21 protein-coding genes and 1 pseudogene are annotated in these 26961 nt (G+C 61.8%); 9 read left to right on the forward strand and 13 right to left on the reverse strand.

The window, feature by feature from the left end; translation table 11 throughout:
• Positions 1-158 precede the first annotated feature (158 nt).
• Positions 159-863 carry a peptide-methionine (S)-S-oxide reductase MsrA gene (gene msrA / locus RlegSU303_RS29045; RefSeq protein WP_017957786.1) on the forward strand — a complete coding sequence of 235 codons (705 nt, stop codon included), beginning with the start codon at positions 159-161 and terminating at the stop codon, positions 861-863.
• Positions 864-1093: 230 nt separating this feature from the next.
• Positions 1094-1534 (forward strand): response regulator, encoded by a 441-nt coding sequence (locus tag RlegSU303_RS29050; protein ID WP_026158358.1) that lies wholly within the window; start codon positions 1094-1096, stop codon positions 1532-1534.
• 28 nt (positions 1535-1562) lie between these two features.
• On the opposite strand, the gene RlegSU303_RS29055 is transcribed toward RlegSU303_RS29050, so the two are convergent.
• A complete protein-coding gene (locus RlegSU303_RS29055) occupies positions 1563-2303 on the reverse strand; it encodes a TetR/AcrR family transcriptional regulator (RefSeq protein ID WP_017957788.1) in 741 nt (246 codons plus the stop codon).
• Positions 2304-2574: 271 nt separating this feature from the next.
• Between RlegSU303_RS29055 and RlegSU303_RS29060 the strand changes: the two genes are divergently transcribed.
• A complete protein-coding gene (locus tag RlegSU303_RS29060; RefSeq protein WP_017957789.1) occupies positions 2575-3774 on the forward strand; it encodes a multidrug effflux MFS transporter in 1200 nt (399 codons plus the stop codon).
• A 134-nt stretch (positions 3775-3908) separates the two neighbouring features.
• Positions 3909-5201, forward strand: a complete 1293-nt coding sequence (locus RlegSU303_RS29065; RefSeq protein WP_017957790.1) for an MFS transporter — start codon at positions 3909-3911, stop codon at positions 5199-5201.
• Positions 5202-5230: 29 nt separating this feature from the next.
• Here the strand turns inward: RlegSU303_RS29065 and RlegSU303_RS29070 are convergent, their stop codons facing one another.
• The 5 genes from RlegSU303_RS29070 to RlegSU303_RS29090 all read right to left on the reverse strand — a co-directional run bounded on the left by RlegSU303_RS29070 (position 5231) and on the right by RlegSU303_RS29090 (position 12135).
• Positions 5231-6268 (reverse strand): LacI family DNA-binding transcriptional regulator, encoded by a 1038-nt coding sequence (locus RlegSU303_RS29070; RefSeq protein WP_017957791.1) that lies wholly within the window; start codon positions 6266-6268, stop codon positions 5231-5233.
• A 130-nt stretch (positions 6269-6398) separates the two neighbouring features.
• Positions 6399-7439: a LacI family DNA-binding transcriptional regulator gene (locus RlegSU303_RS29075; RefSeq protein WP_017957792.1), complete on the reverse strand. Its 1041-nt coding sequence runs from the start codon at positions 7437-7439 to the stop codon at positions 6399-6401.
• A gap of 206 nt (positions 7440-7645) precedes the next feature.
• Positions 7646-7942, reverse strand: a complete 297-nt coding sequence (locus tag RlegSU303_RS29080) for a hypothetical protein (protein ID WP_017957793.1) — start codon at positions 7940-7942, stop codon at positions 7646-7648.
• Positions 7943-8047: 105 nt separating this feature from the next.
• Positions 8048-9946, reverse strand: coding sequence for an ABC transporter ATP-binding protein (locus RlegSU303_RS29085; protein ID WP_020485927.1), 1899 nt, complete (start codon positions 9944-9946; stop codon positions 8048-8050).
• Between the two features lie 227 nt (positions 9947-10173).
• Positions 10174-12135 carry an ABC transporter ATP-binding protein gene (locus tag RlegSU303_RS29090; protein WP_222402069.1) on the reverse strand — a complete coding sequence of 654 codons (1962 nt, stop codon included), beginning with the start codon at positions 12133-12135 and terminating at the stop codon, positions 10174-10176.
• Positions 12136-12257: 122 nt separating this feature from the next.
• Here RlegSU303_RS29090 and RlegSU303_RS29095 point away from each other — a divergent pair, with 122 nt between their 5' ends.
• From RlegSU303_RS29095 to RlegSU303_RS29105, 3 genes are all read left to right on the forward strand, one after another.
• Positions 12258-12875, forward strand: a complete 618-nt coding sequence (locus RlegSU303_RS29095; RefSeq protein WP_017957796.1) for a flavodoxin family protein — start codon at positions 12258-12260, stop codon at positions 12873-12875.
• Positions 12876-13225: 350 nt separating this feature from the next.
• Entirely contained in the window at positions 13226-14632 is a 1407-nt protein-coding gene (locus RlegSU303_RS29100) for an FAD/NAD(P)-binding protein (protein ID WP_017957797.1), read from the forward strand.
• Between the two features lie 72 nt (positions 14633-14704).
• Positions 14705-16633 (forward strand): hybrid sensor histidine kinase/response regulator, encoded by a 1929-nt coding sequence (locus RlegSU303_RS29105; RefSeq protein ID WP_017957798.1) that lies wholly within the window; start codon positions 14705-14707, stop codon positions 16631-16633.
• 16 nt (positions 16634-16649) lie between these two features.
• On the opposite strand, the gene RlegSU303_RS29110 is transcribed toward RlegSU303_RS29105, so the two are convergent.
• The 5 genes from RlegSU303_RS29110 to cyoA are packed head-to-tail and all read right to left on the reverse strand — an operon-like array spanning position 16650 to position 21662.
• The gene (locus RlegSU303_RS29110; RefSeq protein WP_017957799.1) at positions 16650-17429 is read right to left on the reverse strand and encodes an SURF1 family protein; all 780 of its coding nucleotides are present in this window, start codon (positions 17427-17429) and stop codon (positions 16650-16652) included.
• Positions 17426-17827 (reverse strand): cytochrome o ubiquinol oxidase subunit IV, encoded by a 402-nt coding sequence (gene cyoD / locus RlegSU303_RS29115; protein ID WP_017957800.1) that lies wholly within the window; start codon positions 17825-17827, stop codon positions 17426-17428. Before cyoD ends, RlegSU303_RS29110 begins: the two co-directional genes overlap by 4 nt.
• A complete protein-coding gene (gene cyoC, locus RlegSU303_RS29120) occupies positions 17824-18444 on the reverse strand; it encodes a cytochrome o ubiquinol oxidase subunit III (protein ID WP_026158359.1) in 621 nt (206 codons plus the stop codon). The genes cyoD and cyoC overlap by 4 nt, the downstream gene beginning before the upstream one ends.
• Before the next feature lie 5 nt (positions 18445-18449).
• Positions 18450-20453 (reverse strand): cytochrome o ubiquinol oxidase subunit I, encoded by a 2004-nt coding sequence (gene cyoB, locus RlegSU303_RS29125; RefSeq protein WP_017957802.1) that lies wholly within the window; start codon positions 20451-20453, stop codon positions 18450-18452.
• Positions 20454-20495: 42 nt separating this feature from the next.
• Positions 20496-21662, reverse strand: coding sequence for a ubiquinol oxidase subunit II (cyoA, locus tag RlegSU303_RS29130; RefSeq protein WP_017957803.1), 1167 nt, complete (start codon positions 21660-21662; stop codon positions 20496-20498).
• 380 nt (positions 21663-22042) lie between these two features.
• Here cyoA and RlegSU303_RS29135 point away from each other — a divergent pair, with 380 nt between their 5' ends.
• Positions 22043-23374: an MFS transporter gene (locus tag RlegSU303_RS29135; RefSeq protein WP_017957805.1), complete on the forward strand. Its 1332-nt coding sequence runs from the start codon at positions 22043-22045 to the stop codon at positions 23372-23374.
• Positions 23375-23412: 38 nt separating this feature from the next.
• A pseudogene (locus RlegSU303_RS29140) lies at positions 23413-23607 on the forward strand (hypothetical protein); the annotation flags it as partial.
• A gap of 35 nt (positions 23608-23642) precedes the next feature.
• On the opposite strand, the gene RlegSU303_RS29145 reads toward RlegSU303_RS29140, so the two are convergent.
• The gene (locus RlegSU303_RS29145; RefSeq protein WP_017957806.1) at positions 23643-24110 is read right to left on the reverse strand and encodes a cyclic nucleotide-binding domain-containing protein; all 468 of its coding nucleotides are present in this window, start codon (positions 24108-24110) and stop codon (positions 23643-23645) included.
• 101 nt (positions 24111-24211) lie between these two features.
• Positions 24212-26926, reverse strand: a complete 2715-nt coding sequence (locus RlegSU303_RS29150) for an ABC transporter transmembrane domain-containing protein (RefSeq protein ID WP_017957807.1) — start codon at positions 26924-26926, stop codon at positions 24212-24214.
• Positions 26927-26961 lie beyond the last annotated feature (35 nt).

The raw sequence follows: 26961 nt of genomic DNA on the forward strand, positions 1-26961 counted from the left end.
TCCTCACTCCTCGCGAGATTGTCAACTCAAGTCGAGCGGTGTTTCATGTTCGCACAGGCGCTTTCGTCTGGCTGTCACATCGGCGTGAGTGACCGGCTTGTGATTTGCAGCATCTACAAGGATGAGCAAGGATTTTGGCCGTCGCAGGAGGTAGCGCCATGTCCACGTCTTCCCACCGCAGGAGCCTTGTCGCGCTCCTTGCTGCCACTCTATTCTCGCTCGGCGTGTGTGCCGCGGACGCGGCCGAGGATGCCGTCGTCATCCCGCCGCCGGCCGTTGACGAGGTGGCCAGCGCAGGCACCGAGACCGCCATTTTCGCTGGCGGCTGTTTCTGGGGTGTCCAGGGCGTCTTCCAGCACGTGAAGGGTGTCGAGAGCGCCGTCTCCGGTTATGCCGGCGGCGACGCCAAAACGGCGCAGTATGAAACCGTCAGCACCGGCTCGACGGGTCACGCCGAAGCCGTCCAGGTGACGTTCGATCCGAAACAGGTGAGCTACGGCAAGTTGCTGCAGATCTTCTTCTCGGTGGCGCACAACCCGACGCAGCTGAATTTCCAGGGTCCGGACCGGGGAACGCAGTACCGTTCGGCGGTGTTCGTCTCAGATCCGCAACAGCGCAAGGTCGCCGAGAGTTATATCAGCCAGCTCGACAAGGCGCATGCCTTCCCGCAGCCGATCGTCACCAAAGTATCCGAAACGACAGGTTTCTATCCGGCCGAAGCCTATCATCAGGATTTCCTGACGCTCAATCCGACCTATCCCTATATCGTCTACAACGATCTGCCGAAAATCGAGAACCTGAAGTCGCTGTTTCCCGCCGACTACCGCGGCAAACCGGTGCTCGTGATGAAGGTCAAGGGCTGATTAACCCATCGGTGCTGGCATTATCGGGGGCGGCCATGGTGCCGCCTTTTTTGCGCCAACTCTGTGCACTTAAGAATTTATCAACGTTAACAATATCTTAAATATAAAAAACGGCGTTCCACCGCGGAACATATCGTCGAGTTGCCCGTTACCACCTTGAGTTTCGCGTGGGATAGGCTGCCGGAGCGGATCCCTCTTTAGAAGTACAGGCGTAACCAAGGGGACGTATCATGGCCACCAATGTCGTGCGGCGCTGGCAACGAGATGATCTCATGAAACAGAGAGTATTGATCGTCGAAGATGAATTCCTGATCGCCCTGGATCTCGAGGCGACGGTGGAAGGCATGGGCATGCAGGTCGCGGGCCTTGCGAATGATCGCGAACAGGCGCTGCGGCTGGCGCCGCTGGCCGATATCGCCTTCGTCGACATCAATCTTGCCGACGGCCCGACGGGGCCTGAGATCGGCCGACAGCTGGCGCAAGAGCATGGCATTGCCGTCGTCTTCATGACCGGCAATCCCGAAGTGGTCGCCGATGGCGTCAAGGGCGCGGTCGGCGTGGTCCAGAAGCCGGTCATGCCTTCGGTTGTCGAACAGCTGGTGAAATACCTTGCCGCGCGCCGTGTCGGCATGTTCGCGGTCGTACCCTCACAAATGACGGTCTTTGCCTGATCGGACGGGCTCGATCGTAAGGGCCTGATCAGCCAGATATGGCTGCGAGCTGCGCCGGATGGCCGGCCTTTTCCGCCTCCAGCCTGCCATAGGCCTTGAGAAAGGTATGGACGGCGTTGCGCGCCGCCTTTTCCAGTTCTTCATCGGTGGGCGTGCCGCCGAGAAGGATCATCATCTGCAGATCGGCATTGCCGAGCGCCACGAACTGCCTCGCGGCGACGTCGAAATCGTCGATGGCGAGCGCCCCCTTATGGGCAAGCCGTCCGAAAAGTGCGGAAAGTGCGGTGGTCAGCTTGCCCGGCCCCTGCTGGCGCCAGCTTTCGAAGAGGTGCGGATATCGCTCGCCTTCGGTCTGCACCAGCTTGCGCAGGAATTTTCCGTCATGGTTGCAGATGCAGTTCTTGTTGAGGCGCACGGCAAACGCCGTCAGCTCGTCCTCCAGATTGTCGGCACGGTCCGGGAAGGTCGACAGCACGGAGAACAGCATGGCGTTGGCGCGGTTCATGACGTCTTCGACGACGGCGACGAACAGCGTTTCCTTCTCGCGATAGTGATTGTAGATCGTCTGGCGCGAGACACAGGCGACGGCGGCGATCTCGTCGATGCTGGCGCCGGCAAAACCCTGGCGGCAGAATACGTCGGCCGCGGCATCGAGGATCGACATGCGCTTGGCGCATTGTCCGCGCTGCGTATGCCCCGTCATCCGGACTGCCGGTGTCATGCGATCTTTCATGACAGCGAAGATAAGACGTCTTGACGTTTTAGACAATGGCGTCTAATTTTACATCTGTGTCCAAATTTATTGACACTCCTGGTTCCGCCGCTGAGACATGAGCTCCCAACTTCGTCTTCGCGCGAACGATCATCATTGAACCCGCGCATCGGCCCGAAAATCGGAACCGATTTTCGGAAAGCACGATGCGTAGATTTAAAGTGTTGGAGCGTCCTTGTGCGTCCGAGAGGACGCACGGCGCTCTCAGAGCAATGCCGCGGAGCGACGATCCGGTATTTCCGCTGCGCTTTTATGAAAGATCACCATTATGACGGCTCCCTTCTTTCGCATTGCCCTCATTCTCGGCCTTCTGTCGGCCATCGGGCCTTTCGCCATCGACATGTATCTGCCTGCGCTGCCATCCATCGGCCAGGACCTGCATGCTGATAACAACGTCACCCAGCTCACCCTTCTCGCCTTCTTCATCTCCTTTGCGCTCGCCCAGCTGGTCTATGGCCCGCTGTCGGATATGTGGGGCCGCAAGCTGCCGCTCTATCTTGGTATCGGCCTCTTTGCCGTCGCCTCGATCGGCTGTGCGCTGGCGACCGATATCGAAACGCTGATCGCCTTCCGTTTCGTTCAGGGTATCGGTGGTGCCGCCGGCATGGTCATTCCGCGCGCCATCGTCCGCGACATGCACACCGGGGTACAGGCCGCCCGCCTGATGTCGCTCTTGATGCTGGTCTTTTCGATCTCGCCGATCCTGGCGCCGCTGACGGGCAGCGCCGTCATCGAATTCTACGGCTGGCGCGGCGTATTCTGGGCCGTGACGATCGCAGCCTTCATCGGCCTCGTCCTGCTCGCCACCCAGCTTGACGAAACCCGTTCGGCAACCGAACGCAGCGGCAGCGGTCTGAAGAGCGCCATGGCCGCCTATCGCCTGCTGCTTGCCGACCGCAACTTCCTGACGCTGACCTTCATCGGCGGCCTCGGCATTTCCAGCTTCCTCGTCTATCTCGCCAACTCGCCCTTCGTGCTGATCCAGCATTACGGGCTGACGCCGACGCAATACAGTTTCGCCTTCTCGATCAATGCCGTGTCCTTCTTCGCGGTATCGCAGGCGACGGGTTGGCTTGGCGCGCGTTTCGGCCTCGTGCGCGTCATGCGGATTGCGGTCAGCGCTTTTGCCCTTGCCATGGTCGTCATGGCGGTAGTGATGGCCGCCGGCTTCAACCAGCTGCCTGTCCTGGCGACTTTCCTGTTCATCGGCTACGGCTTCCTCGGCCTCGTCATCCCGACGAGCGCGGTGCTCGCCCTCGAGGATCACGGCGAGATTGCCGGCACCGCCTCGTCGCTGATGGGCACGCTGCATTTCGTGATCGCCGCCGTCGCCATGGTCATATCGAGCGTCTTCTTCGACGGCACGGCCGTTCCGATGGCCGCCGGCATCGCACTTTGCGCCTTCTTGGCCTTCGTGCTGACCCAGGCAACGATCGGCCGCCGCGCCGCCGTCGCCGCCGCTGAATGATTAAAGACCGTACTCGGCTTCGGGTACGGTCACATCATCAGGGTTGCGGATGCGAGAAAATGCCGCGCCCGATTGAATATCGGCTGGCCGCGCTATCTACCCGATCCCAAGCATGGTCATACCGGAGAATACTTATGGTCGACGAGAAGCGGCTGATCTCGAAAATCACCTGGAAGCTGATGCCGTTTCTCGGCATCCTTTATCTGATCGCCTATATCGATCGGCAGAACGTCAGTTTCGCCAAGCTGCAGATGGTCGATGCCCTTGGAATAAGCGAATATGCCTATGGTCTCGGCGCATCGCTCTTCTTCATCGGCTATTTTCTCTTCGAGGTGCCGAGCAACCTCTTCCTCGACAGGCTCGGCGCCCGTGTCTGGTTCGCGCGCATCCTCGTCTCCTGGGGTATCGTCACCATCGCGCTCGCCTTCACGCAGAACGCGACGATGTTCTATATCCTGCGCTTTCTGCTCGGTGTCTGCGAAGCCGGCTTCTTTCCCGGCGTCCTCTATCTGCTGACGCTATGGTTTCCGTCGACCTATCGCGGCAGGATGGTCGGGCTGTTCATGATCTTCAGCGCCATCGCTAATGCCGTCGGTGCGCCGCTCGGCGGTGTGCTTCTCGATCTCGACGGTCTCTACGGCTTTGCCGGCTGGGAGTGGGTCTTCCTGGCGACGGGCGTTCCGGCTGTGATCGCCGGCATCGTCACCTTCTTCTATCTCCCCGGCCGGCCTGAAAATGCAAGCTTCCTGAGCGGCGAGGAGAAGCAGTGGCTTGAACGAAGACTCACTTCCGAAAATGCCGGCATGGGCGAGCATGCCGGAAACGGCTTCAAGGCGCTCATCGACCCGCGTGTCCTGCTGATGGCGCTCTGCTATATCGCCTTTCCGCTTTCGGCCTATGGCCTCAGCTATTGGCTGCCGACCATCGTAAAGGCCTTCGGCGTCAGCAACACGGTGAACGGTTTCCTCAACATCATTCCCTGGGTGCTGGTCGCGATCGCACTTTATGTCGTTCCCGCCATGGCCGACAAGGCGCAATCGAAGACGCCCTATATCGTCATTCCGGCTTTCATCGGCGCCGCCTGCCTGCTGCTCTCGGCGCTGATCCCGAACCACACTTTGCAATTCGCCTTCCTCTGCGTCGCCGCTGCCGGGATCTTCGCGCCCCAGCCGGTGTTCTGGAGCCTGCCCTCTCGTTTCCTCAAGGGCGCGGGGGCTGCGGCGGGCCTTGCCGCCATCAATTCGGTCGGAAATCTCGGCGGTTTCGTCGCCCAGAACGTCGTGCCCTGGATCAAGGAAGCGAGCGGCAGCACCATCGCGCCGATGTTCTTCCTGGCTGCCTGCCTTGCTGCCGGAGCCCTGCTGGTCTTCGTCGTCACGCGTCAGCTGTCGCACAGGGAGCATTCAGCGGCTCCGAGCCGGGTCTGATCAAAGCCGCCAAGACTATCTACGCGGCTTCAGGCCGTCAGCGTGAAGGCGTCGCTTTCGCCGGGAACGAGTTCCAGCGGCCATATCCTGTTGCGGGCGCCCTGCGGATAATGATCGGCATAGGCCGGCATGGTGGCGAGCAGGGTTTCGCCGAGCTGCGCGCCGAGATCGCGCAGCGACATGCGGAAGGAGGTCAGCGTCGGCTGCAGGAAATGCGTGCGCGGCTCCTCGCGGAAACCGACAACGGCGAGGTCGCGGCCTGGCACGATGCCGGCCTCGGCAAGCCGGCGGTAAAGCCCGATCGCCATCAGCTCGTGGATCAGGATGATCGCCGTCGGCCGCTCTTCTATCATCAGCAATTCGTGGCCGGCCTGATAACCGCCCTGTTCGCTTGACTTGACCCGGATGACGAGGGCCGGGTCAAAGGGAATACCGTGCCGTTTAAGCGCCTGGCGGTAGGCGTCGAGGAAGAGATAGCCGAGATTGATGTCGGAGGAGGGGGCGGCCACCGCGATCCGCCGGTGACCTTTGGCGACCAGCCGGTCGACGCCGCGCGCCGCCACGCCCTCGAAATCGAGGTCCATCCAGGTGTAGCTGCCGCCCGACGCGCTGCGGCCAAGCGCCACGAAGGGGATGCGGGCCTTTTCCAGAAGCTCGATGCGCCTATCGGTGCGCCGTGTCGCCGAGATGATCAGCGCGTCGACAAGCCGGCGCGCCACCATGCGCTTCAGATATTCATGCGGGTCCTCGTCATCGGGACAGGGCAGCATGACGAGATCGAGCTTGTGGCGGGAAAAGACGCTCTGCAGCCCGTCTGTGACGCCAAGGAAGAAGTCGTCGCTGTTTTCGACCGTCTCGCGGCTCACTTCGAGCATCAGCCCGATGACGTTGGTCATGCCCTGGCGAAGGCTGCGGCCCGATTGATTGGCGACGTAACCGAGCTCTTCGGCGGCGGCGAGCACGCGCCGGCGCGTTTCGTCGTTGACGTCGGGCTTGCCGTTCAGTGCACGGGACACCGTTCCGATCGAAATGTCGAGATGCTCGGCGAGCTGGCGGATTCCCTTCATCTCAGGCGATGTTCCTCCCCATGCATGTCGCCCAAAAGTGTGCAGCGGTTTTGGGATAACGACATGCGTCAAATAAATAGTCAGCCCTTCTTGCCACAGGATGGCGCCTGCGAAAAGCCGTGGGAGAGGGTCAGGGTCTGAAGCTCTGGCGGATGACGAGCTCCGGAATGACGCGTTCGTAACCTGGAGGCAAGCCCGGGTTTTCAAGCCGCCGCTCCATCAGCTCGACGGCGCGCTGCGCCATGGTCAACGGATCCTGGCGGAAGGTGGTCAGCCGGTAGCTCAGCCAGGAGGATTCCGGCACGTCGTCGAAGCCGATGACGGCGACGTCTTCGGGGATGCGCAGCCGCGCTTCCAGGCGCACGACATCCATCAGTCCGAAGGCAATCTGGTCGTTGGCGCAGAAAACGGCGTCTGGCTTTATTGTCTGCGAGAAGAGCGCGCGTGCGGCAGTGACGCCGCCGTCATAGTCGGAATCGCCGCCTCGTCCCACGACGACGGATGTGCCGAGCGATTCGGCTGTCGACAGGAAGGCGCTTTCGCGCTCGAAGATGGAAGGCGTTCCGGTGTTGGAGCCGATGACCGCCAGCCGCCGTCTGCCGCTTTCGTAAAAGGCCGTCGCCGCCTTGCGGGAGGCCTCGGAGTTGCCGGCGCGCACATGGTCGGCATCGGGTTCCGAACGGCCGATCACCACGAGCGGCTGGCCATTTCGCTGTGCGAGTTCGAAGAAACTCGCCGGCGGCGAGCCGGACAGGATGATGATCGCCTCGGCACGATGACCGATCAGCATCTTCTGGGCGGCAAGCAGCTCGTCTTCCGTCTGGCCGGTATTGATGAGAATCGGGATGCTGCCGCGTTTGATCAGGCATGTGGCAAGCGCTGCGGCCAGATGCGCGCGAAAACCCACTTCCGGCCGGGTCGCGACAATGCCGACCAGGCGGCTCTGATTGGCAAGCACGCCGCGCGCCAGGTCGTTGACATGGTAGCCGAGCTCTTGCGCCGCCTGCAGCACCTTTTCGCGCGTTGCAGGCGCTACGCTGGTGCCCGGCGTGAAGGTACGCGAGACGGCGGAGCGCGAAACGCCCGCCAGTTGCGCCACCTGCTCGGCGCTGACGAAGCGCATGCGTTCTTTTTTTTGCGACTTGCCGTCGTTCACTGGACCATCATTCATCGGCTTTCAGCTATTGGTCGTCTCTAACAGCCGCATGACAGGCGGCCGAGGCAGCCAGAAATTTTTGCTATGGGAGTGACCGCAGGCTAACTGCATTGGCCGAGCAAAGAAAAACCGAGGCTTGCGGATGCAGCCTCGGTGATGGCGAAAATCAACGGCGACGACGAATGATCAGATCCGCGCCGATGGAAGGCGAGGTCCGCCCGCTACTCGCAGACCCGCACGGTTTCGATATGATAGCCGCCGTCATAGCGGTTGCGGACATCGCGGTCCTCATACCAGCATCTCGGCGCGGGTTCGACATAACGCGGACCATCGACGTAGCGAGGGCCGCTATTGGCGATCGCGCCACCGATCAGACCGCCGACGACGCCTGCGGCAACGCCACCAGCGATAGCCCGGCCCGTATCATCGTGGTGATGGCGATCACGCGCGGCAGCGGGCTGAATGGCCGATCCAACAAGGGCCGTTGCGATCAACAGGCTGCTAATAATTCTCTTCATAACATTCTCCTCAGTGGCACTCGTCCCCCGATAGGAAATAAATGCGGCAGCAAGGCGTTTGTTCGTTCAAACTTTGCGACAGGCATTAATGCATGTCGCCTGAGATCACGTCGCCGACTCCGCTGCCGTCGTCCCTTCCAGCACATCTTCGGGAATGTCGTCGAAGGAGGAGTAGTTCAGATTGTAGAGCTTGGAATAGAGCTTGCCGTTCTTCATAAGCTGGCTGTGGTCGCCGCTTTCGATGATTTCGCCGTTCTGCAGCACGATGATGCGGTCCGCCTCGCGGATCGTCGCGAGGCGATGGGCGATGACGAGGCCGGTGCGGTTTTCGAGCAGCTTCACCAGCGCCTTCTGGATCAGCATCTCGGTATAGCTGTCGATATTGGCCGTCGCCTCGTCGAGCACGAGGATCTTCGCGTCCGCCACCAATGCGCGGGCAAAGCTCAAAAGCTGGCGCTGGCCGAGCGAAAGGTTGCCGCCGCGCTCGCCGAGAACGCTGTCGTAACCATTGGGCAGGCGCATCACGAAGTCATGCGCGCCGACGGCCTTTGCCGCCTCCATCACCTGTTCGCGCGTCGCCTCCAGCTTGTGGTAGCGGATGTTTTCGAAGACGGTGCCGGTAAAGAGGAAGGGTTCCTGCAGCACCATGGCGATCTGCGCTCCGAGCGAATCCTGCGTCAGATCACGCACATCGTCGCCGCCGACCAGCACCTGGCCCTGCTGCACGTCGTAGAAGCGATGGATCAGCGACATGCAGCTCGATTTGCCGGACCCCGTCGGCCCGACCAGCGCCACCGTCTCGCCGGGATTGACCTTGAAGCTGACGTGCTTCAGCACCGGATGTTTCGGATTGTAGCCGAAGACGACGTCCTTGAATTCCACCGATCCGTCCATGTCGCGCGACAAGGCCTTGGCATCGGGCGCGTCCTTGATGTCGACTGGCACATCGAGCACTTCGGTCAGCCGCTGGCCCGACGCCATGGCGCGCTGCATCACCGAATATTGCAGGGTCAGCGAACGGATCGGGTCGAAGAAGCGCTGGATGTAGAACAGGAAGGCGACGAGCACGCCGACATCGAGCGCCTGATTGAGAACGCGGGCGCCGCCGACGACGATGACGAGCGCCATCGCCACGCCGGTCAGGCTGTCGACGATCGGCACCATCACCTGCGCGTAGCGCGCCGCCGTCAGATGCGTCTTGAGGTTGGCATGCGCCTTGTCGTCATAAAGCGTGAAGTTGACCCCCTGCCTATCCATGCTCTGGACGGCACGCACCCCGTGGATCGCTTCGGCAAGCGCACCATTCGCAACCGAATTGGTCTCGTGCGCGGCCATGAAGGATTTGCGCGCCAGCGGCAGCCAGAACAGTCGGACGATGAACAGCACCGGCAGCACCGAGAGCGTCAGCAGTCCCAATTTGAAATCGAGATAGAGCATCACGAAGACGATGCCGAAGAGCAGCACGATGTCGCCGACTGACAGCACCGAGGTTTCGAGGAATTCCTGCATCGAGTTGACGTCGCCCTGCAAGCGCGACATCAGCCGGCCGACTTCGGTCTTGTCCATGAAGGACAGCGAGACGCGCTGGAGATGCGAAAACATCGCCTTGCGGATATCGAAGAGCACGTCTTCCGCGACGCCGCCGACCAACGTCTCCTGCGCGTAGCTTGCCGCATAATTGATTGATATGGCGATGGTAAAGGCGACGATCGACCACACCAGGGCCGAATGGTTACCGCCCGGCGACATGCCATGGTCGATGGCATAGCGGATGATCAGCGGGATGGTGAGCTGCATCATCGTGAAAGTCAAAACCGCGACGACCGACCACAGGACCTGGCGGCGATAGGGGTGAACGAAAACCCAGATGCGCTTGACAATGTTGCCGTCGAAGGCCTTGCCGAACATCTCCTCCTCGACGCGATGCGAGCCGACCACCGCCCGCGGCGGGCGGCGTCCATCCTCGCGAACGTCGGGACGCTCGGTTTCCAGTTCCTCGGCCATGCCATTCCTCCCGCGGCCATCACGTCCGGTGGCCTGCACATTCAGTACTTGTCTTCTCTTCTCCCCAGCGGGGAGAAGGTGCCCGAAGGGCGGATGAGGGGGCCACACGACACACCCTTATTTGCCCATCGCTTCCGCTCGGGGCACTCGTCGCTGCCGCTCCTCGCCCCTTCATCGCCTCGCTTTGCTCGGCACTTCTCCCGCTGGGGAAAAGAGGGAGTAGGTCGCTAAGCGCTCAAGACCTCGTCGCCCGGCCGCACCTGCAGGTCGTATAGCGCCTTGTAGCGCCCGCCGAGCGAAAGCAGCGCTTCGTGCGTTCCGCGCTCGACGATCCGGCCGTCTTCGACGAACAGGATCTGGTCGGCATGCATCAGCGAACTCAGGCGGTGTGCGACAATGATCGTCACTCGGTCGGCGGCGTAGCGGCGCATGGCGCCGCGGATGCGCTGTTCGGTGGCGGCGTCGATTGCCGCCGTCGAATCGTCGAACACCATCACAGCCGGTTTCAGCATCAGCGCACGGGCGATCGAAAGACGCTGCCGCTGGCCGCCGGACAGCGAAACGCCGCGCTCGCCGACGACGGTGCCATAACCTATGGGAAGACCGAGCACGTAATTGTGCAACTGGGCGCTCTCACTGGCGCGTTCGATGCGGCCTTCCTTCGCCCACGGGTCGCCATAGGCGATGTTGTTTTCGATCGTCGTGGTGAACAGGAAGGAATCCTGCTGCACGACGGCAACCGCCCGGCGCAGCGATCGCAGCGTCGCCTTGCGGATGTCCTGGCCGTCGATCGTGATCTTGCCGCTGCTGACGTCGTAGAAGCGGGGAATGAGATGCGCGATCGTCGACTTGCCGCTGCCGGGGGGGCCGACGATGCCGATCGTCTGGCCGCGCCTGGCTTCGAAGGAGACATCGTCGAGCACGGTGCGCTTTTCGGAACCCGGATAGGCGAAACTGACATTCTCGAAACGCAGCACGCCGTCCGTGAGGTTCAGCTCTTTCGCATCCGGCGCATCCTTGATCGCGATGTCGAGGTCGAGAAGGGCAAAGAGGCGTGAGCCGCAGGTGGAGGCGCGGGCAAAGGCATTGACCATCAGGCCGAGCTGGCGCACTGGCATCTGCAGGATGGTCATGAAGGTCAGGAACGAGGCGAGCGTGCCGACGGTGATCTCGCCCGACATCACCTTGCCGCCGCCGACCCAGAGCACCAGGCCCATCGCCGCGAAGAAGGAGAAGGTCATGGCGCTGGTGTTGGTAACGCGGATGCCGACGCGCTGATGGGCGAGCGCCAGCGCGCTCTTCGACGCCGCCTCGAATTTCGAAATCTCGTGTTCATGGGCGGCAAAGGCGCGCACGACGCGGATGCCGCCGAGATTTTCCTCCATGATGCGGGTCAGCACCGAAAGCCGCTCCTGCAGGTCGAGCCAGGTGGCGCGCAGCTTGAGTTGCGTCACCGACGAGCGCCAACCGACGAAGGGCACGAAGGAGAGCGCCAGCAGGCCGAGCACGATATCGGTCGACAGCAGCATATAGGCGCCGATGCCGATCAGGATCGACAGCAGGATCATCCGGACGAGTGCCGTGGAGAAATACATGCGCACGCCTTCGAGATCGAGCAGGCCGACGGTGATCAGGTCGCCGGAATGCACGGTGTCATGAAAGCTGAAGGAGAGCCGCTGGATCTTCTCGTAGCAGGCCAGCCGCAACTCGTAGCCGATGTGATGGCCGACGGCTTCGCTGTAATAGTTCTGAACCATGGTGAAGAGGCCGCGCAGCACGCTGGCGCCGAGCAGCAGCAGCGCCGTGGTTAGAAGCGCGTCCTGTGCCGCCTGGCCCGCCGCACCGCCGCTCATCGCCAGCTGCGTGTGGTCGACGGCCTGGCCGAGAAGGTGCGGGATCATCAGCTGGAAGGTGGAGGCCACAAGCGTGGCGCCGATCGCAAAGCCGGATTGCCAGGGGTGGCGGAAGGCCATCATGGTGATACGCACCAAGGTGAAGAGACCTCGGCCCCAGCCTGCCGCAGTTGCAAGCGCCATCGAAGCCGAAGGCTTCGTCGCGCGTATTAACGCATCGCTGCTCACGGTATTTTTTCCAATAGATGTGTGGTCGGACGCTGGCCCGAAAAGACGGCAAATCCATGAAGGGATTGATAGCACCTTCACTTTTGCCGATTCCATTTGGGGGTTCAAGTAAAGAATTCACCAGTTGGTTATTTTTACGTGAGGTCTCCTCGCATCCGGGCGGGAACAATCTGCGCGCGAACGGGTTGCAGCAGGCGAACGCCAACCGCCGACCGCTACCGGAGTGACCGATGCCGCTCAAAGCCCTCGCCCTCAACGCCACGCTGAAGACGAGCGACGCCAAGGACGCGTCCTCGACCGACCGGATGATCGGTCTCATCGACAAGGCGATGTCCGCACACGGGGTGGTGACCGAAGTGCTTCGGCTCGCCGATTTCAACGTCAAGCCGGGCGTCACCTCCGACGAAGGCGCCGGCGATGACTGGCCCGATATTCGCGCCAAGGTGCTGGACGCCGATATCCTGCTGATGGCGACGCCGATCTGGCTCGGTCAGCCATCCAGTGTCTGCAAGCGGGCGCTGGAGCGCATGGACGCCTTCCTCGAGGAGACCGACGATGAGGGCCGCATGGTCTCCTATGGCAGGGTCGCTGCCGTTGCCGTCGTCGGCAATGAGGACGGCGCCCACCATGTGTCTGCCGAGCTCTTCCAGGCGCTGAACGACGTCGGCTTCACCATTCCGGCCAATGCGGTCGCCTATTGGGTCGGCGAGGCAATGGGTTCCACCAATTTCGTCGATCTCGACAACGTGCCGAAGGTTGTGACGAAAGCCGTCGACATGCTGGCACGCAACACGGTGCATCTGGCAGGCCTGCTGAAGGCAAAACAATATCCGGGCGAGGGCAGCTGAGGTCGCTGCCGACCTGACTTTTTGAGATCAATTCGCAGTTCGGGATGCAAAACCCGGCCACACTTCCACGGAACACTTCTAATTGTATTATTTTTCAATAACTTGAAAAGATGTGGCAACAAACCTCTTGCCACCTGCGCCATTTAGCGCTTTCATACACTACCAGTTTGATAGACTATGGACGGGCGTGATTGCTCCCCTAGTTCTCTTGCGGGGCCGCTGGTTCGGACCCCGATGCCGCGGCAGGTGTTTTGAATGGCCGCATGACCCTCATCAACGCGTGAACCGCTGTTTTATGCGTTGAAGCCTCGATCGACCCACGGTGCGGATGAAGCCGCAAAGGAGTTGCGATGACGGTTCAGGGACTTTTTTCCGCGAGAGCCAATGCCGCGGCGCAGATATCAGCTGTGCCGCGCATTGCCATCGTCGGGCGCGGTTTTTCCGGCATGATGACGGCCATCGCGCTGATGAAGACGGTGCGCGCGCCCTTCCACCTGCAGCTGTTCGATCCGAATTCGTCCGTCAGCGGCGGGCAGGCGCTGGCCTCGGCCCACTCCTCGACGATCCTCAACACCCGCGTCCGCGATCTCTCGGTCTCGGTCGGCGACAACGACGATTTCAACGATTGGCTCTGCAGCAACGCCGCCTTCCGCGCCGCCGTACCGGCCGCCATTCCCGGATTCCGGCAGATCTTCGTGCCGAAGGAGATCTTCAGCGATTATGTCTACCAGCGCTTTTCGGAAGCACTCGCCGCGCGCAGGGATATCACGGTCCAGGTCTGCAACGATCCGGTCGTGGCGATCCGCAGGAGCCACGGCAACCGCTTCCTGCTCGAAAGCGCCAATCCCGCCAATCCGCTGTTCGACACCGTGATCCTCGCCACCGGCTACGGCCTGACGGCGCCGGATGCCGGCGGTGAGGAGGCTTCGCCGGTCAGGGCCCAGCGCCTCGTCGCGCGGCCGCATGCGGTGCTGCTCGGCAGCGGCATCCGCGTCGTCGACCAGCTGCTGCAGCTGCGCGATTCCGGTTACACGGGCCAGGTGACGATCATTTCAAGGCGCGGTTTCCTGCCCCAGAGTCATACGCCGAATTCCGCCGATCCGGTGTTCCCGGCCGAGACGCTGCCGCAGAGCCTGCCGGAGATCGTGCGCTTTATCCGTGAAGCCTGCCGCGAGGCAGAAGAATCAGGGCGAAGCTGGCAATCGGTGATGAACGGCCTCAGAAAACATGCCCGCTCGCTCTGGCGCTCGCTGCCGGCCCGCGACAAGCATCAGTTCAACCGCCATCTCAGGGCGATCTACGACAGCCATCGCAACCGCCTGCCGGAGGCCATGCACCTGCGCCTGAAACGCGAGCTCGCCGAAGGCCGCACGGTGCTGCGCCGTGGCCGGGCCGGCCGCCGGGGCTTGAGCGGCCTGTTCTTCACGCCGGCCGGTTCCGCTGCCGAGGAGGTCATCCATGCCGAGCGCATCATCGATTGCCGCTGTCAGGCGCCTGATCTTTCAGCGCCGCTGATGCAGAGCCTGCTTTCCGCCGGGCTTGCCATGCCGGACGAGCTCTCGCTTGGCCTGGCGGTCAGTGCGCGCGGCGAGCCCTTTCTAGAGGACGGTTCGACGGTCGCCGGCCTCTTTGCCGTCGGCCCGCTCGGCCTCGGCAGCCTGCCCGATATCGATCTCGTCCCGGAGATCGTCTCGCAGGCCTATGCCGCTGCTGAGCGTGTCGGCGAGAGGTTCTACCCGCAGGTCAAGGCCGTCTGAAAATTTGAGGCTGTTTCTCGGAACCATCCATCCGCCGCGGCGTTATAAAGCGCTGGTGACTCAGAGGGGCCGATGGAAGCGTTGAATCGACATGATACGTCTCTTGACGAAGAGGGACGCTTTCGCCTTCTGGTCGATGCCATCACCGACTACGCCATCTATATGCTGAGCCCCGAAGGCATCGTCACCAGCTGGAATACCGGCGCCCAGCGCTTCAAAGGTTACAAGCCTTCCGAAATTCTTGGCGAGCATTTTTCCCGTTTCTATCTGGAAGAGGATCGCGCCGCGGGAGTGCCGGCGCGCGCGCTGGCCACGGCGGAGAAGCATGGCCGGTTTGAGGGAGAAGGCTGGCGCCGCCGCAAGGATGGCAGCCGCTTCTGGGCGCATGTGATCATCGATCCGATCCGCCGACCCTCCGGCGAGCTTATCGGCTATGCCAAGATCACCCGCGACCTGACCGAACGCAGGGCGGCCGAAAAGGCGATCCGCCAGAGCGAAGAACAGTTCCGCCGGCTCGTCCAGGGCGTCTCGGACTATGCGATCTACATGCTCGATCCCGAAGGCAATGTCAGCAGTTGGAATTTTGGCGCCGAGCGTATCAAGGGCTATCGGCCGCAAGAAATCATCGGCAGGCATTTCTCGACCTTCTATACCCCCGAGGACCGCGAAGCTGGCGTGCCGCAGACGGCGCTAGGCATTGCGCGCGCCGAGGGCCGGTTCGAGAGGGAAGGCTGGCGCGTCCGCAAAGACGGCACCCGTTTTTGGGCCAGCGTCGTCATCGACTCCATCCGCGACGACGAAGGCGATGTGCTCGGTTTCGCGAAGATCACCCGTGATATCACCGAGAAGATGGAGACCCAGCGGGCACTGGAGCAGGCTCGCGAAGAACTCTTCCAGTCGCAGAAAATGGAGGCGATCGGTCAATTGACCGGTGGCATCGCCCATGATTTCAACAATCTGCTGATGGCTGTGCTCGGCAGTCTCGAAATTCTCAAGAAACGCATGCCGCAAGATCTCTCGCTGACATCGCTGGTCGACAATGCCATGCAGGGCGCCCAGCGTGGCGCCGCCTTGACGCAGCGCATGCTTGCGTTTTCCCGCCGGCAGGAACTGCATATGGAGCCGATCGACGTCTCCGGCCTGGTCCGCGGCATGATGGATATGCTGAGCCGTTCGCTCGGCCCGCTCACCGTGATCGAGACCTCTTTCCCCGTCAGGCTGCCGACGATCCTGACCGATCCGAACCAGCTGGAGATGGCGATCCTGAACCTCGTCGTCAACGCCCGCGACGCCATGCCATCCGGCGGCCGGATCATGCTTCGCGCTTCCGAGGAATCGCTGCCATCAGGCAAGGGCCCGCTGTCGCCCGGCCGCTATGTCCGTATCGCGGTGATCGATGAAGGCGAGGGCATGGATGCCAAGACGCTGGAGCAGGCCATCACGCCGTTCTTCACCACCAAGGGTGTCGGCAAGGGCACCGGTCTTGGCCTTTCCATGGTGCAGGGCCTTGCGTCCCAGTCCGGCGGTCGCCTGATGATGAAGAGCAGCCTCGGCGAAGGCACGACGGCCGAATTGTGGTTTCCGGTCGCAATTGTCGAACAGGCGACCGAGGCCGCTGCCGACCGGCAGCAACAGGAGGACAATGCAGCGCGCCGGCTGCGCATCGTCGCCGTCGATGACGATGGTCTGGTCCTGATGAATACGACACTGATGCTGGAGGATCTCGGCCATACCGTGTTCGAGGCGATGGCGGGTCCAGAGGCGCTCGACATCCTGCGCAAGCAGCAGGTCGACCTGGTGATCTGCGACCATGCCATGCCGCGCATGACGGGCGCGCAGCTCGCGGAAGCGATCCGCAGCGAATGGCCTGAGATGCCGATCATCCTCGCAACCGGTTACGCCGAGATCCCCGAAGGCGCCGGGATCGCCAATCTGCCCCGTCTCGGCAAGCCGTTCTCGCAGGCGCAGCTCGCCGATGCAATAAGCCGGGTCGCTTCATAAGGGGATCACTGCTGCATTATGCAGCAGCCCTCTCGCCGCGAAGGACGAAGACCAGCAATGCCAGCACCATCGCCGCCAGCCCGTACCAGGTGATCGCGTAGAGGAGATGGTTGTTGGGGAAAGCGATGATCGTCAGGCCGCCGACAGGCAGGCCTCCAGGATTGGCCGTGGCATCGGCATCGATGAAATAGGGCGCTGGCGCACTGACGCCGCGCTTTTCAGCGATCGCCGCGACATCGCGCGAATACCAGCGGTCGGCCGCGACGTCGTTGGATTGCAGCAGCGATCCCTTCGGCTCCGTCATCCGCATCAGCCCGGCGATCTCGACCGGGCCTGATGGTTGCCCCTCGCGCCGCGTGGCCGGGTCGCGCCTGTCGGTCGGCACGAAGCCGCGATTGACGAGGATTGATGTCCCGTCGGCAAGCGTCAGCGGCGCCATCACCCAATAACCCGGACCGAGCGCGGTCGAGGCATAGACCAGCGTTTCCTTGTCGTTCGCCAGCGTTCCGACCACGGTCACCCGCCGATATTCGTCATCGGTGGCATTGACCTTGTCCCAGTCGGCGCGTGTCGGTGCCGGCATGGGTGCGGCATGCACACGCTGATCGACGCGGGCGACGAGATCGCGCTTCCAGGCAAGGCGCTCGACCTGCCAGGTGCCGAGTGCGGCGAGCGCCGCGGCAAGCAGCACCAGACAGACGGTGAAGGTCGCGCGTTTTACCCGATAATGCCGTCCAGCCGATTTTTCCGAGGGAGCCTGGGGGTGACGCTGCCGCCGCCCCTTCGTGACCGTCACGGCATGTTCTTCATCATCTCGGGGCTCATCGGCATCATGTTGGTGTTGAGATGATGCATGACCCAGAGCGAACCGGAGAGCGCGATGGCGACGATGATGAGGGTGAAGATCAGCGCCATGATCGTCCAGCCACCCTCGCTCCTGGTATTCATGTGCAGGAAAAACACCATATGGACGACGATCTGGATCGCGCCTAGGCCCATCACCAGCACCGCTGTCAATGCCGGGCTGTCGAAGGCGCCTGACATGACCAGCCAGAAGGGAATGGCGGTCAGGATGACGGAAAGCACAAAGCCCGTCATGTAGCTGCGGAACGTGCCATGACCGGCCTGATGGCCGTGGCTGTGGCCGTGATGAGCCTCGTGGGCATCCTCATGGGCAGGTGCTTGCGGACTCATCCGAGAACTCCCAGCAGATAGACGAAGGAAAAAACGCCGATCCAGACGACGTCGAGGAAGTGCCAGAACATCGAAAGGCACATCAGGCGGCGGCGGTTGGCCTCGATCAGCCCATGCATCGACACCTGCACCATCAACGTCACCAGCCAGATGATGCCGAAGGTGACGTGCAGTCCGTGGGTGCCGACGAGCGTGAAGAAGGAGGAGAGGAAGGCGCTGCGCGTCGGCCCGGCGCCTTCGCGGATCAGGTGGATGAACTCGTAGAGTTCAAGCCCGATGAAGGCCGCGCCGAACAAACCGGTCACACCGAGCCAGAACAGCGTTTCCGCCTTTGCGTTGCGCTCCATCTGCAGCATCGCGAAGCCGTAGGTGATCGAGGAGAAGAGCAGCATTGAGGTGTTGAGGGCAACGATCGGCAGATCGAAGAGATCGGCAGGCGAGGGGCCGGCGGCATAGTTGCGGCCGAGCACGCCATGCGTCGCGAACAGCACAGCGAAGATCAGGCAGTCGCTCATCAGATAGAGCCAGAAGCCGAGATTGGTGCTGTTCTCAGGATGATGGTCTTCCGTCAGGTAGAATTCAGGCTTTTCGGCCGTGTCGATAGTCTGATCGCTCATTGTCATCACACCTGCTCGGCAAGCAACGCGGTGCGCTTGCCTTCCGTTTCGGTCACCTCTTCGGCGGGGATGTGGAAATCACGTCTGTAGTTGAAGGTATGGCCGATCGTGACCACCAGCATGGCGACGAAGGAGACGACCACCAGCCACCACATATACCAGATCAGGCCGAAAGCGAGGGCGACGCTGATGGCCGACAGGATCGCGCCGGTGCCGGTATTCTTCGGCATATGGATCGGCCGGAAGCCTTCCAGCGGACGCGCATAACCGCGGTTCTTCATGTCGTACCAGCTGTCATGATCGTGCACCACGGGCGTGAAGGCGAAGTTGTAATCCGGCGGCGGCGAGGAGGTCGACCATTCCAGCGTGCGGCCGTCCCAGGGATCGCCGCTGTCGTCGCGCAATTCCTCGCGTTTCATGAAGCTGACGACGATCTGGATCAGGAAGGCGGCGATGCCAAGCGCGATCAGGCCGACGCCGAAGGCGGCGATGATGAACCAGATCTGCAGCGACGGATCCTCGAACTGGCTCACACGGCGGGTGACGCCCATCAGGCCGAGCACATAGAGCGGCATGAAGGCGAACCAGAAGCCGATCTGCCAGAACCAGAAGCTCATCTTGCCCCAGAACGGATCGAGCTTGAAGCCGAATGCTTTCGGGAACCAGTAGTTCACGCCGGCGAACATGCCGAAGAGAACGCCGCCGATGATGACGTTGTGGAAGTGGGCGATGAGGAACAGCGAATTGTGCAGCACGAAGTCGGCCGGCGGCACGGCAAGCATGACGCCGGTCATGCCGCCGATGACGAAGGTTACCATGAAGCCGACCGTCCACAGCATCGGCACCTCAAAGCGGATGCGACCGCGATACATGGTGAAGAGCCAGTTGAAAATCTTCGCCCCCGTCGGGATCGAGATGATCATCGTGGTGATGCCGAAGAAGGAATTGACGCTGGCGCCCGAGCCCATCGTGAAGAAGTGGTGCAGCCAGACGATGTAGGAGAGAATCATGATCACGCAGGTGGCGTAGACCATGGAGGCGTAGCCGAAGAGGCGCTTGCCGGAGAAGGTGGCGACGACTTCCGAGAAGATGCCGAAGGCCGGCAGCACGAGGATGTAGACCTCCGGATGACCCCAGATCCAGATGAGGTTGATGTACATCATCGGATTGCCGCCGAGGTCGTTGGTAAAGAAGTTCGTGCCGGCGTAGCGGTCGAGCGACAGCAGGGCGAGCGTTGCCGTCAGGATCGGGAAGGAGGCGACGATCAGCACGTTGGTGCAGAGCGCCGTCCAGGTGAAGACCGGCATCTTCATGAAGGTCATGCCCGGCGCACGCATCTTGACGATGGTGGCGATCAGGTTGATGCCCGAAAGCGTCGTTCCGACACCGGCCACCTGCAGGCCCCAGATATAATAATCGACGCCGACGCCCGGACTGTAGGCCGCGCCCGACAGCGGCGGGTAGGCGAGCCAGCCAGTCTGGGCGAATTCGCCGATGAACAGCGACAGCATGATGATGATCGCGCCGGCGGTGGTCATCCAGAAAGAGAAATTGTTGAGGAAGGGGAAGGAGACGTCACGCGCGCCGATCTGCAGCGGCACCACGAAGTTCATCAGACCGGTGACGAAGGGCATCGCCACGAAGAAGATCATGATGACGCCGTGGGCGGTGAAGACCTGGTCGTAATGGTGCGGCGGCAGATAGCCCTCCGAGCCGTTGAAGGCGATCGCCTGCTGGACGCGCATCATGATCGCGTCGGAGAAGCCGCGCAGCAGCATGATGACGGCGAGGATCACATACATGATGCCGATCTTCTTGTGATCGACGCTGCAGATCCAGTCGCGCCAGAGCGGACCCCAGAACTTGAAATAGGTGATGATGCCGAGCACAGCGAGACCGCCGATGACGACGCCGATGAAGGTCACGACCAGGATCGGCTCGTGATAGGGGATGGCATCGAGGGTCAACCGGCCGAAGACGAACTTCAGGAGGTCAGGATTGGAAAACATGGAACAACCCGTTCATTATGTCTTGCGACGCAAAGCGCCAGGTTAATTGTTGTTGTTGAGCTGCGCCGGCGCCGGATCGGCGCCATTGCTCGTGCCGGGCATGGAATGACCCTCATGCTGCATGTCCATGCCGGGCATGTCGTGCTGCATGCTGTTGCCGTCGGTCCGCTCGGCAGGCTCACTGCGTGCCGGTGCCCCGGTCGCCGGCACGGTGGCGGCGGGCGCCACGATGCCTTCGTCGGCATGACGGTTGTCGTATTGCAGCTTCTCGCGGTTCTCGGCACTTTCCTTGCCGCCGCCGCCCATCATGTCGATATGCATCATCTCGTTCATGCACATCTTGCCCGGAGCGGCGCACATGTTGAGGATGGCGTTGTAAAGGTCGGCATCGGCGCCGGCATAATAACGCACTGGTTCCTTCTCGCTCGGCTTCTCGAGCTTGAGATAGGCGTCGCGGTTGAGCATCGTGCCCTGCTGCTTGACCTGCGCCACCCAGGCGTCAAAGCCCGCCTGGTCGAGGCCGTGGAACTTGAAGCGCATGTGCGAGAAGCCGCTTCCGCTGTAATTGGCGGAGAAGCCCTCATATTCGCCTTGCTTGTTGATGACGGCGTGCAGCTTCGTCTCCATGCCGGGCATCGCATAGATCTGGCCGGCCAGGGCAGGGATGTAGAAGGAGTTCATCACCGAGGAGGCAGTGATCTTGAAATTGATCGGCATGTCGACCGGGGCAGCGAGTTCGTTGACGGTGGCAATGCCGAGTTCGGGATAGAAGAACAGCCACTTCCAGTCGAGCGCCACGACCTCGACGATCAGCGGCTTGGTATTGGCCGGAATGGCGCGCTCCGCATCGAGGCGGTCGAGCGGGCGATAGGGATCGAGCTTATGCGTGGAAATCCAGGTCACGGCGCCGAGCGCGATGATGATCGCAAGCGGCGCTGCCCAGATCACGATTTCGAGGCGGGTCGAATGGTGCCATTCCGGCGCGTAGGTTGCGGCCGTATTGGAGCGGCGGTAGCGCCAGGCGAAGAACAGCGTCAGGAAGATCACCGGGATGATGATCAAAAGCATCAGCACCGTCGAGATCACGATCAGATCGCGCTGTTGCGCGGCGATGTCGCCGGAGGGCGCCATGACCACCATGTTGCATCCTGCCAGGAAAAGCAGCGGCAAGACGGATAGAAGGCGGGAAAACTTCACCAGTTTTAGCACGTCTCTAAGCTCTTGTTGTTTCGTTCGTTCCGCGACTAACGCACTGAACCTGACAGCGACATGAGGTGTTTGGTCGCAGTGCAGCAATCATGCCGCACTGCGACACAAATCAGGGTGCACTACAGCTTTGGAATCCTGATGAAATCCAAGAAGGATTCTTTCGCCAGCGCATGTTTCAAATCAATATATCCGCAAGAGCCGGCCAAGCCAGCGTCCCCGGGAAAAATCGCGGTCCGGATCACGCTGTTTTTTCCGCCTAAGCCTCATTTTGAGCCGTGATGATGAACTATTTACGTCTTACGGACTTGATAAGCCTGCAGGTTTGATCAAGATCAGGCTGAGGCGCCTTGCCGAAAGCGCTTCAACGAGGGAGGCGTTTTATGGTTACAACATCGCATTACGGTCCGTCATCGTCGTCGCTGGAACGCGACGCGCGGCGCATTCACGACGACAAGCCGGTTTCGCCTGGTAGTATCGCCATCGGCGTGGTGATCGGCCGCATGTCGGAATTCTTCGATTTCTTCGTCTATGGCCTTGCCTCGGTTCTGGTCTTTCCACAGTTGATTTTTCCCTTCGCGCCGGACAGGCTGACGGGCACGCTCTATTCCTTCGCCATCTTCTCGCTTGCCTTCCTGGCTCGCCCCGTCGGCTCCGTCGTCTTCATGACGATCGACCGGCTGTACGGCCGGGGCACGAAGCTGACGATCGCGCTTTTCCTGCTTGGCGGTTCCACCGCCTCGATCGCCTTCCTGCCGGGTTACAACGAGATCGGCGTCTGGTCGATCGCCTTGCTGGCGCTCTTCCGCCTCGGCCAGGGCTTCGCGCTTGGCGGCGCCTGGGACGGCCTTGCCTCGCTGCTGGCGCTCAACGCGCCGGCCAAGCACCGCGGCTGGTATGCGATGATCCCACAGCTCGGCGCGCCGATCGGCTTTGCGCTGGCCAGCACCCTGTTCGGTTATTTCGTCGCCAATCTTTCCAGTGAAGATTTCCTCTCCTGGGGCTGGCGTTATCCCTTCTTCGTCGCCTTCGCGATCAACGTCGTAGCGCTGTTTGCGCGTTTGCGGCTCGTCATGACCAAGGAATTCGGCACGCTGCTGGAGCAGCATGAGCTGGAAGCAGCCCCCATTCTCGACGTGCTGCGCGTTCACGGCCGCGACATTCTGATCGGCGCCTTCGTTCCGCTCGCAAGCTTCGCGATGTTCCACCTCGTCACCATTTTCCCACTCGGCTGGATGAGCCTTTACGGCAACCAGCCGATCGGCACCTTCATGGTGGTGCAGGTGATCGGCGCCGCGGTCGGCATCCTCACGATCATCGCCTCGGGCCTGATCGCCGACCGTATCGGGCGGCGCGCCCAGCTTGCCATCTGCGCCGTCATCATCGCCGTCTTCAGCTTCGTCGGGCCGAGCCTGATCGCATCCGGCAACAGCGGCCATGACGCTTTCGTCATCATCGGCTTCGGCGTGCTCGGCCTTTCCTTCGGCCAGGCGACGGGCTCGATCTCGTCCCGCTTCGGCCGCGGCTACCGCTATACCGGTGCCGCCTTCACGTCGGATCTGGCCTGGTTGATCGGCGCGGGTTTTGCGCCCCTGGTGGCGCTCAGCCTCTCCAGCCGCTTCGGCCTGACCTTCGTCGGTTACTACCTGCTGTCCGGCGCCATCTGCACGCTTGCAGCGCTTGCCTTCAGCAGGGCGCTGGAGCAGCGCGAATAGGACTTTGCGAGGAAGCCATGCCTGGGAGAGAAGTGGGACCGGATCGTGCCGAGGCTTTGCGGCGAACTCACGAGGCGGCGGCATACGAGGGATGGTTTCTCGAACGGGTCGAGGAAGCAATCCGGGAAGCCGATGATCCGAACGCTGTCTGGATCCCGCATGAAGTCATTAAGGGAGAGATGGCGCGCGAGAGTGCCGAGTTGCTTGCCTTGCTCAAGGATGAGGGCAAGTGAGGATCGTTTGGCCACCCAAATCCTATAGCTGAATCCTACTGCGCCATTTGCGGCTGCTTTGCCGCCCGGGCCGCGGTCAGCTCCGCCGTGGTGTGGTTCAGGCGGTCGGCCAGCACCCGCATGATTTCCACGGCCATCTCGGGGAAATCGCTGAGCAGCTTCAGGAAGTGCTCCTTGCTGATGCGCAGCACCTCTAGCGACGAGGTGGCGCGGACCGTTGCCGTGCGCGAGACATCGCAGAGGATGGCGATTTCGCCGACGATGGAATTGGGTTCGACGTCGGCGACCTTGATCTCGCCGGCCGGCGAAGCGACGACGATATCGGCGGTGCCAGAGAGGATGACATAGGCAGCATCACCGACGTCGCCCTGATGGAAGAGGTCCTGTCCGGCCTTGTAGGTCATGCGATCGGAGGTAAAGGCCAAAAGCTTGAGCTTTGCTGGCGCGATCCTTGAAAAGATCGGCACCCTTCGCAGCATTTCAACTTCGTCTCTCAACAGCATGAGCGTTTCAATCCCCTGACGCAGGGTCCGCGGGACCAAGCGTCTTCAAAACTCTGAGGCGCCCCACCGGGAACGCCCATTATCGCCGCCCCTATAGAATATTACGATAACAGTTCCTTGAACATCCCGTTTTTCTCGGAAAGTTCCGGATAGTTTCCGGCTTCCGCCAATCCGCCGCGATCAAAGAGCAGTATCCGGTCGAACATCTCGGCCTGCCGGGCGTTGGAGAGCACCCAGATGATCGCCGGGCGATGGCCCTCTTCGTGCAGGCCCTCGATGATGTTGCGGGTGATTTGATCTTGAACGCGCTGGTCGAGCGCCGACAGCGGCCGGTTGAAGATGAAATAGTCCGAGCGCTTCAACAGCGCGCGGGCCAGGTTCAGCTTCTGGCGCTGCACCATGGTCAACCGCTTGCCGCCGGAGCCGACGTCGAATTCGAGGCCGATCGACAACACGTCGTCATAAAGGTCGAGCGCGTCGAAGAGTTCGCCCATGATGCCGCGGATGCGGTCGGAAGCGTCGGCCTGCTGATAGGCGATACGGCCGAAGAGCACATTGTCCATCAGGCTTGCCGAAGGCGTGAAACGCTCGGCGTCATAGCGCTCGATCAGCTCGGCGAGATCGGCCGGAATATGCTCGTGGAACTGCTTGCGGGCGCTGACGATCTTGTCCATGAGTTCGTTCGACAGCAAGCCGAAGCGGTGGCGCGGCTCGATATAGGCAAAACTCAGCCGGATGATGGCCGAACGTTCTTCCGGCGTGGCGTCCTCGAAGCGGCGGCTTTGCAGCTTCTGCAGCAGCGCCTGGTAGGTCGGAATGTCGTCCGCCGTCATGAAGGTCAGCTGCTGGAAGAATGGATGGTCCGGCGGCAAGTCGTGGAAGAGTTCCACTGCGTTCTCGGCGATCTCGAGGCCCATGGCGTAGAGATCGGTGCTAAGGCCGGTCTCACGGAAGAGCTGCTGGAAATAGGGATGCGCGGCAAGCCTGCGGTTGGTCATCAGCGGCCGCTTCATCGTGCCGAAGAGCAGGTTCTCGCCGACCGTCGCCTGGGCGTTATAGGCATCGAAATCGAAAGGCACGACGATCGTGTCGAGCCCCTCGTCGCGCAGCCGGTCCCTGAGCGAGGCGCGTAGCGCCACGACGTGGTCGCCGAGCGCCACATGAACATCGGTATTGACAGTCGAGCGCAGCGCCAGATCGAGGATGTCCTGCGAGATCAGGACGGCGTCGAGCACCGGGCGAATCGCTTTCAGAATGTCCTCGGGCCCGCTGGCGCCGGCGGCCTTGTAGTCCACCCAGTCGCTGTTGAGGTCGAGCGTCGGATTGCCGGCCTTCTCCGCCTCGGCGGAATGCCATTTATACTCCAGCGCTTCCCGCTCGTCGTAAACCGGATCGGTCATCGGCGCATGTTTCAGGCCGTAGAGCAGATTGCTAGCGAGCGTGCCGTGGAAGAAGAAGGTGTCGGACGAGGCATAGGAGATCCGCCGGCCGGTGATCGATTCCGGCATGTCGAGAAGATCGCGGCCGTCGATGGTGATGCGGCCGGAGTCCGGCCAGACCATGCGGCCGAGCGCTTCGGCGAAGGCTTCCGCGCCGCTGCCGTTCGGCCCGACGATCGCCACCGTCTCGTTCGGCTTGATCTCGACCGAGACGTGGTCGACGAGGCGGGCGCCGCTATCGTCGGAGAGCGACAGGTTGGTGACGACGAACGCGCCCGTCAGCGCGCCGACCGGGGCGGTTGCGAGTTCCTGGATGCGGCTGTCGATCAGCGGCTCGACATTGAACTGCTCATAGACCTGCTGGTACTTCACCTGCACGTCCTGGCGCATCTGGTCCCAGTCGATCAGTTCCTTCAGCGGACCGGGCAGGTCCTTGTAGGCTGATATGACGGCGACGAGCTGGCCGATGTCGAGCCGGCCCTGCAGCGCCAGGTAGCCGCCGATCGCGTAAAACAGGAACGGCGTGACCTGAGCGAGGAAGTTGTTGATGAACTTCACCAGGAATTTCCACTGGTAAAGGTCGTAGCGGATCGAGAAAATCCGGCCGAGCCGCGAGGCGATGTCGGCGCGTTCGAGGTTCGACGTGTCGTTGCCGTGGATCGTGCCGATGCCCTCGACGATTTCGCCGACGCGGCCGGAGAGTTCGCGCGCCGTCAGCTGCCGCTGGCGGCCGAGTTCCAGCAGGCGCTTGCGCATGCGGGGAATGACGACCGCCTGAACGCCGACGATGCCGGCGGCAATCATGCCAAGCCAGAAATTCTGGACGATGATGAAGACGAGCGCGGTGATCGCCTGGCCGCCGAGAAGGGCAGGGGAGACGAAGGCGTCGCCGGTGAAGCCGCCCATCGGCTCCACCTCGTCCTTGATCATGGTGGCGATCTCGGCCGATTTCACCCGCTTGAAGTGAATGGGCGGAAAGCGCAGCACCCGGTCGATCAGCTCGAAGCGGATACGGCGCAGCATGCGTTCGCCGAGCCGGCCCTTATAGGTGTTGATGTAAAACTTGAAGAGGCCGTTCAGCACCACCAGCGCCAGAAACACCAGGCTGAGGGCCATCAGCATCTGGAAGCGGTTGAGCTGCAACCCTTGAAAGAATTCGACATGGCCGATCAGCGGCAGGTCGTAGGCAATATGCATGAAGGTCTGCGTCGCGCCCGGACCTTCGAAGCCGTCACCCTGGATCGGTCCGTTGACGATCTGCTTCGGCAGGTCGAAGGACAGGAAGTAGGGCACCATCGATGCGGCGACGACAGCCAGAATCCACAGCTGCTGCAGCCGCGTGTTCTTCCAGATGTAGCGGGCGAGGCTTTTTTCCATGGCTAACCGTCAGCTTGCTGGGAAATTCCGGGGGC

This window comes from Rhizobium sp. SU303 (genome assembly GCF_021052345.1).
Taxonomy (GTDB): domain Bacteria; phylum Pseudomonadota; class Alphaproteobacteria; order Rhizobiales; family Rhizobiaceae; genus Rhizobium; species Rhizobium laguerreae.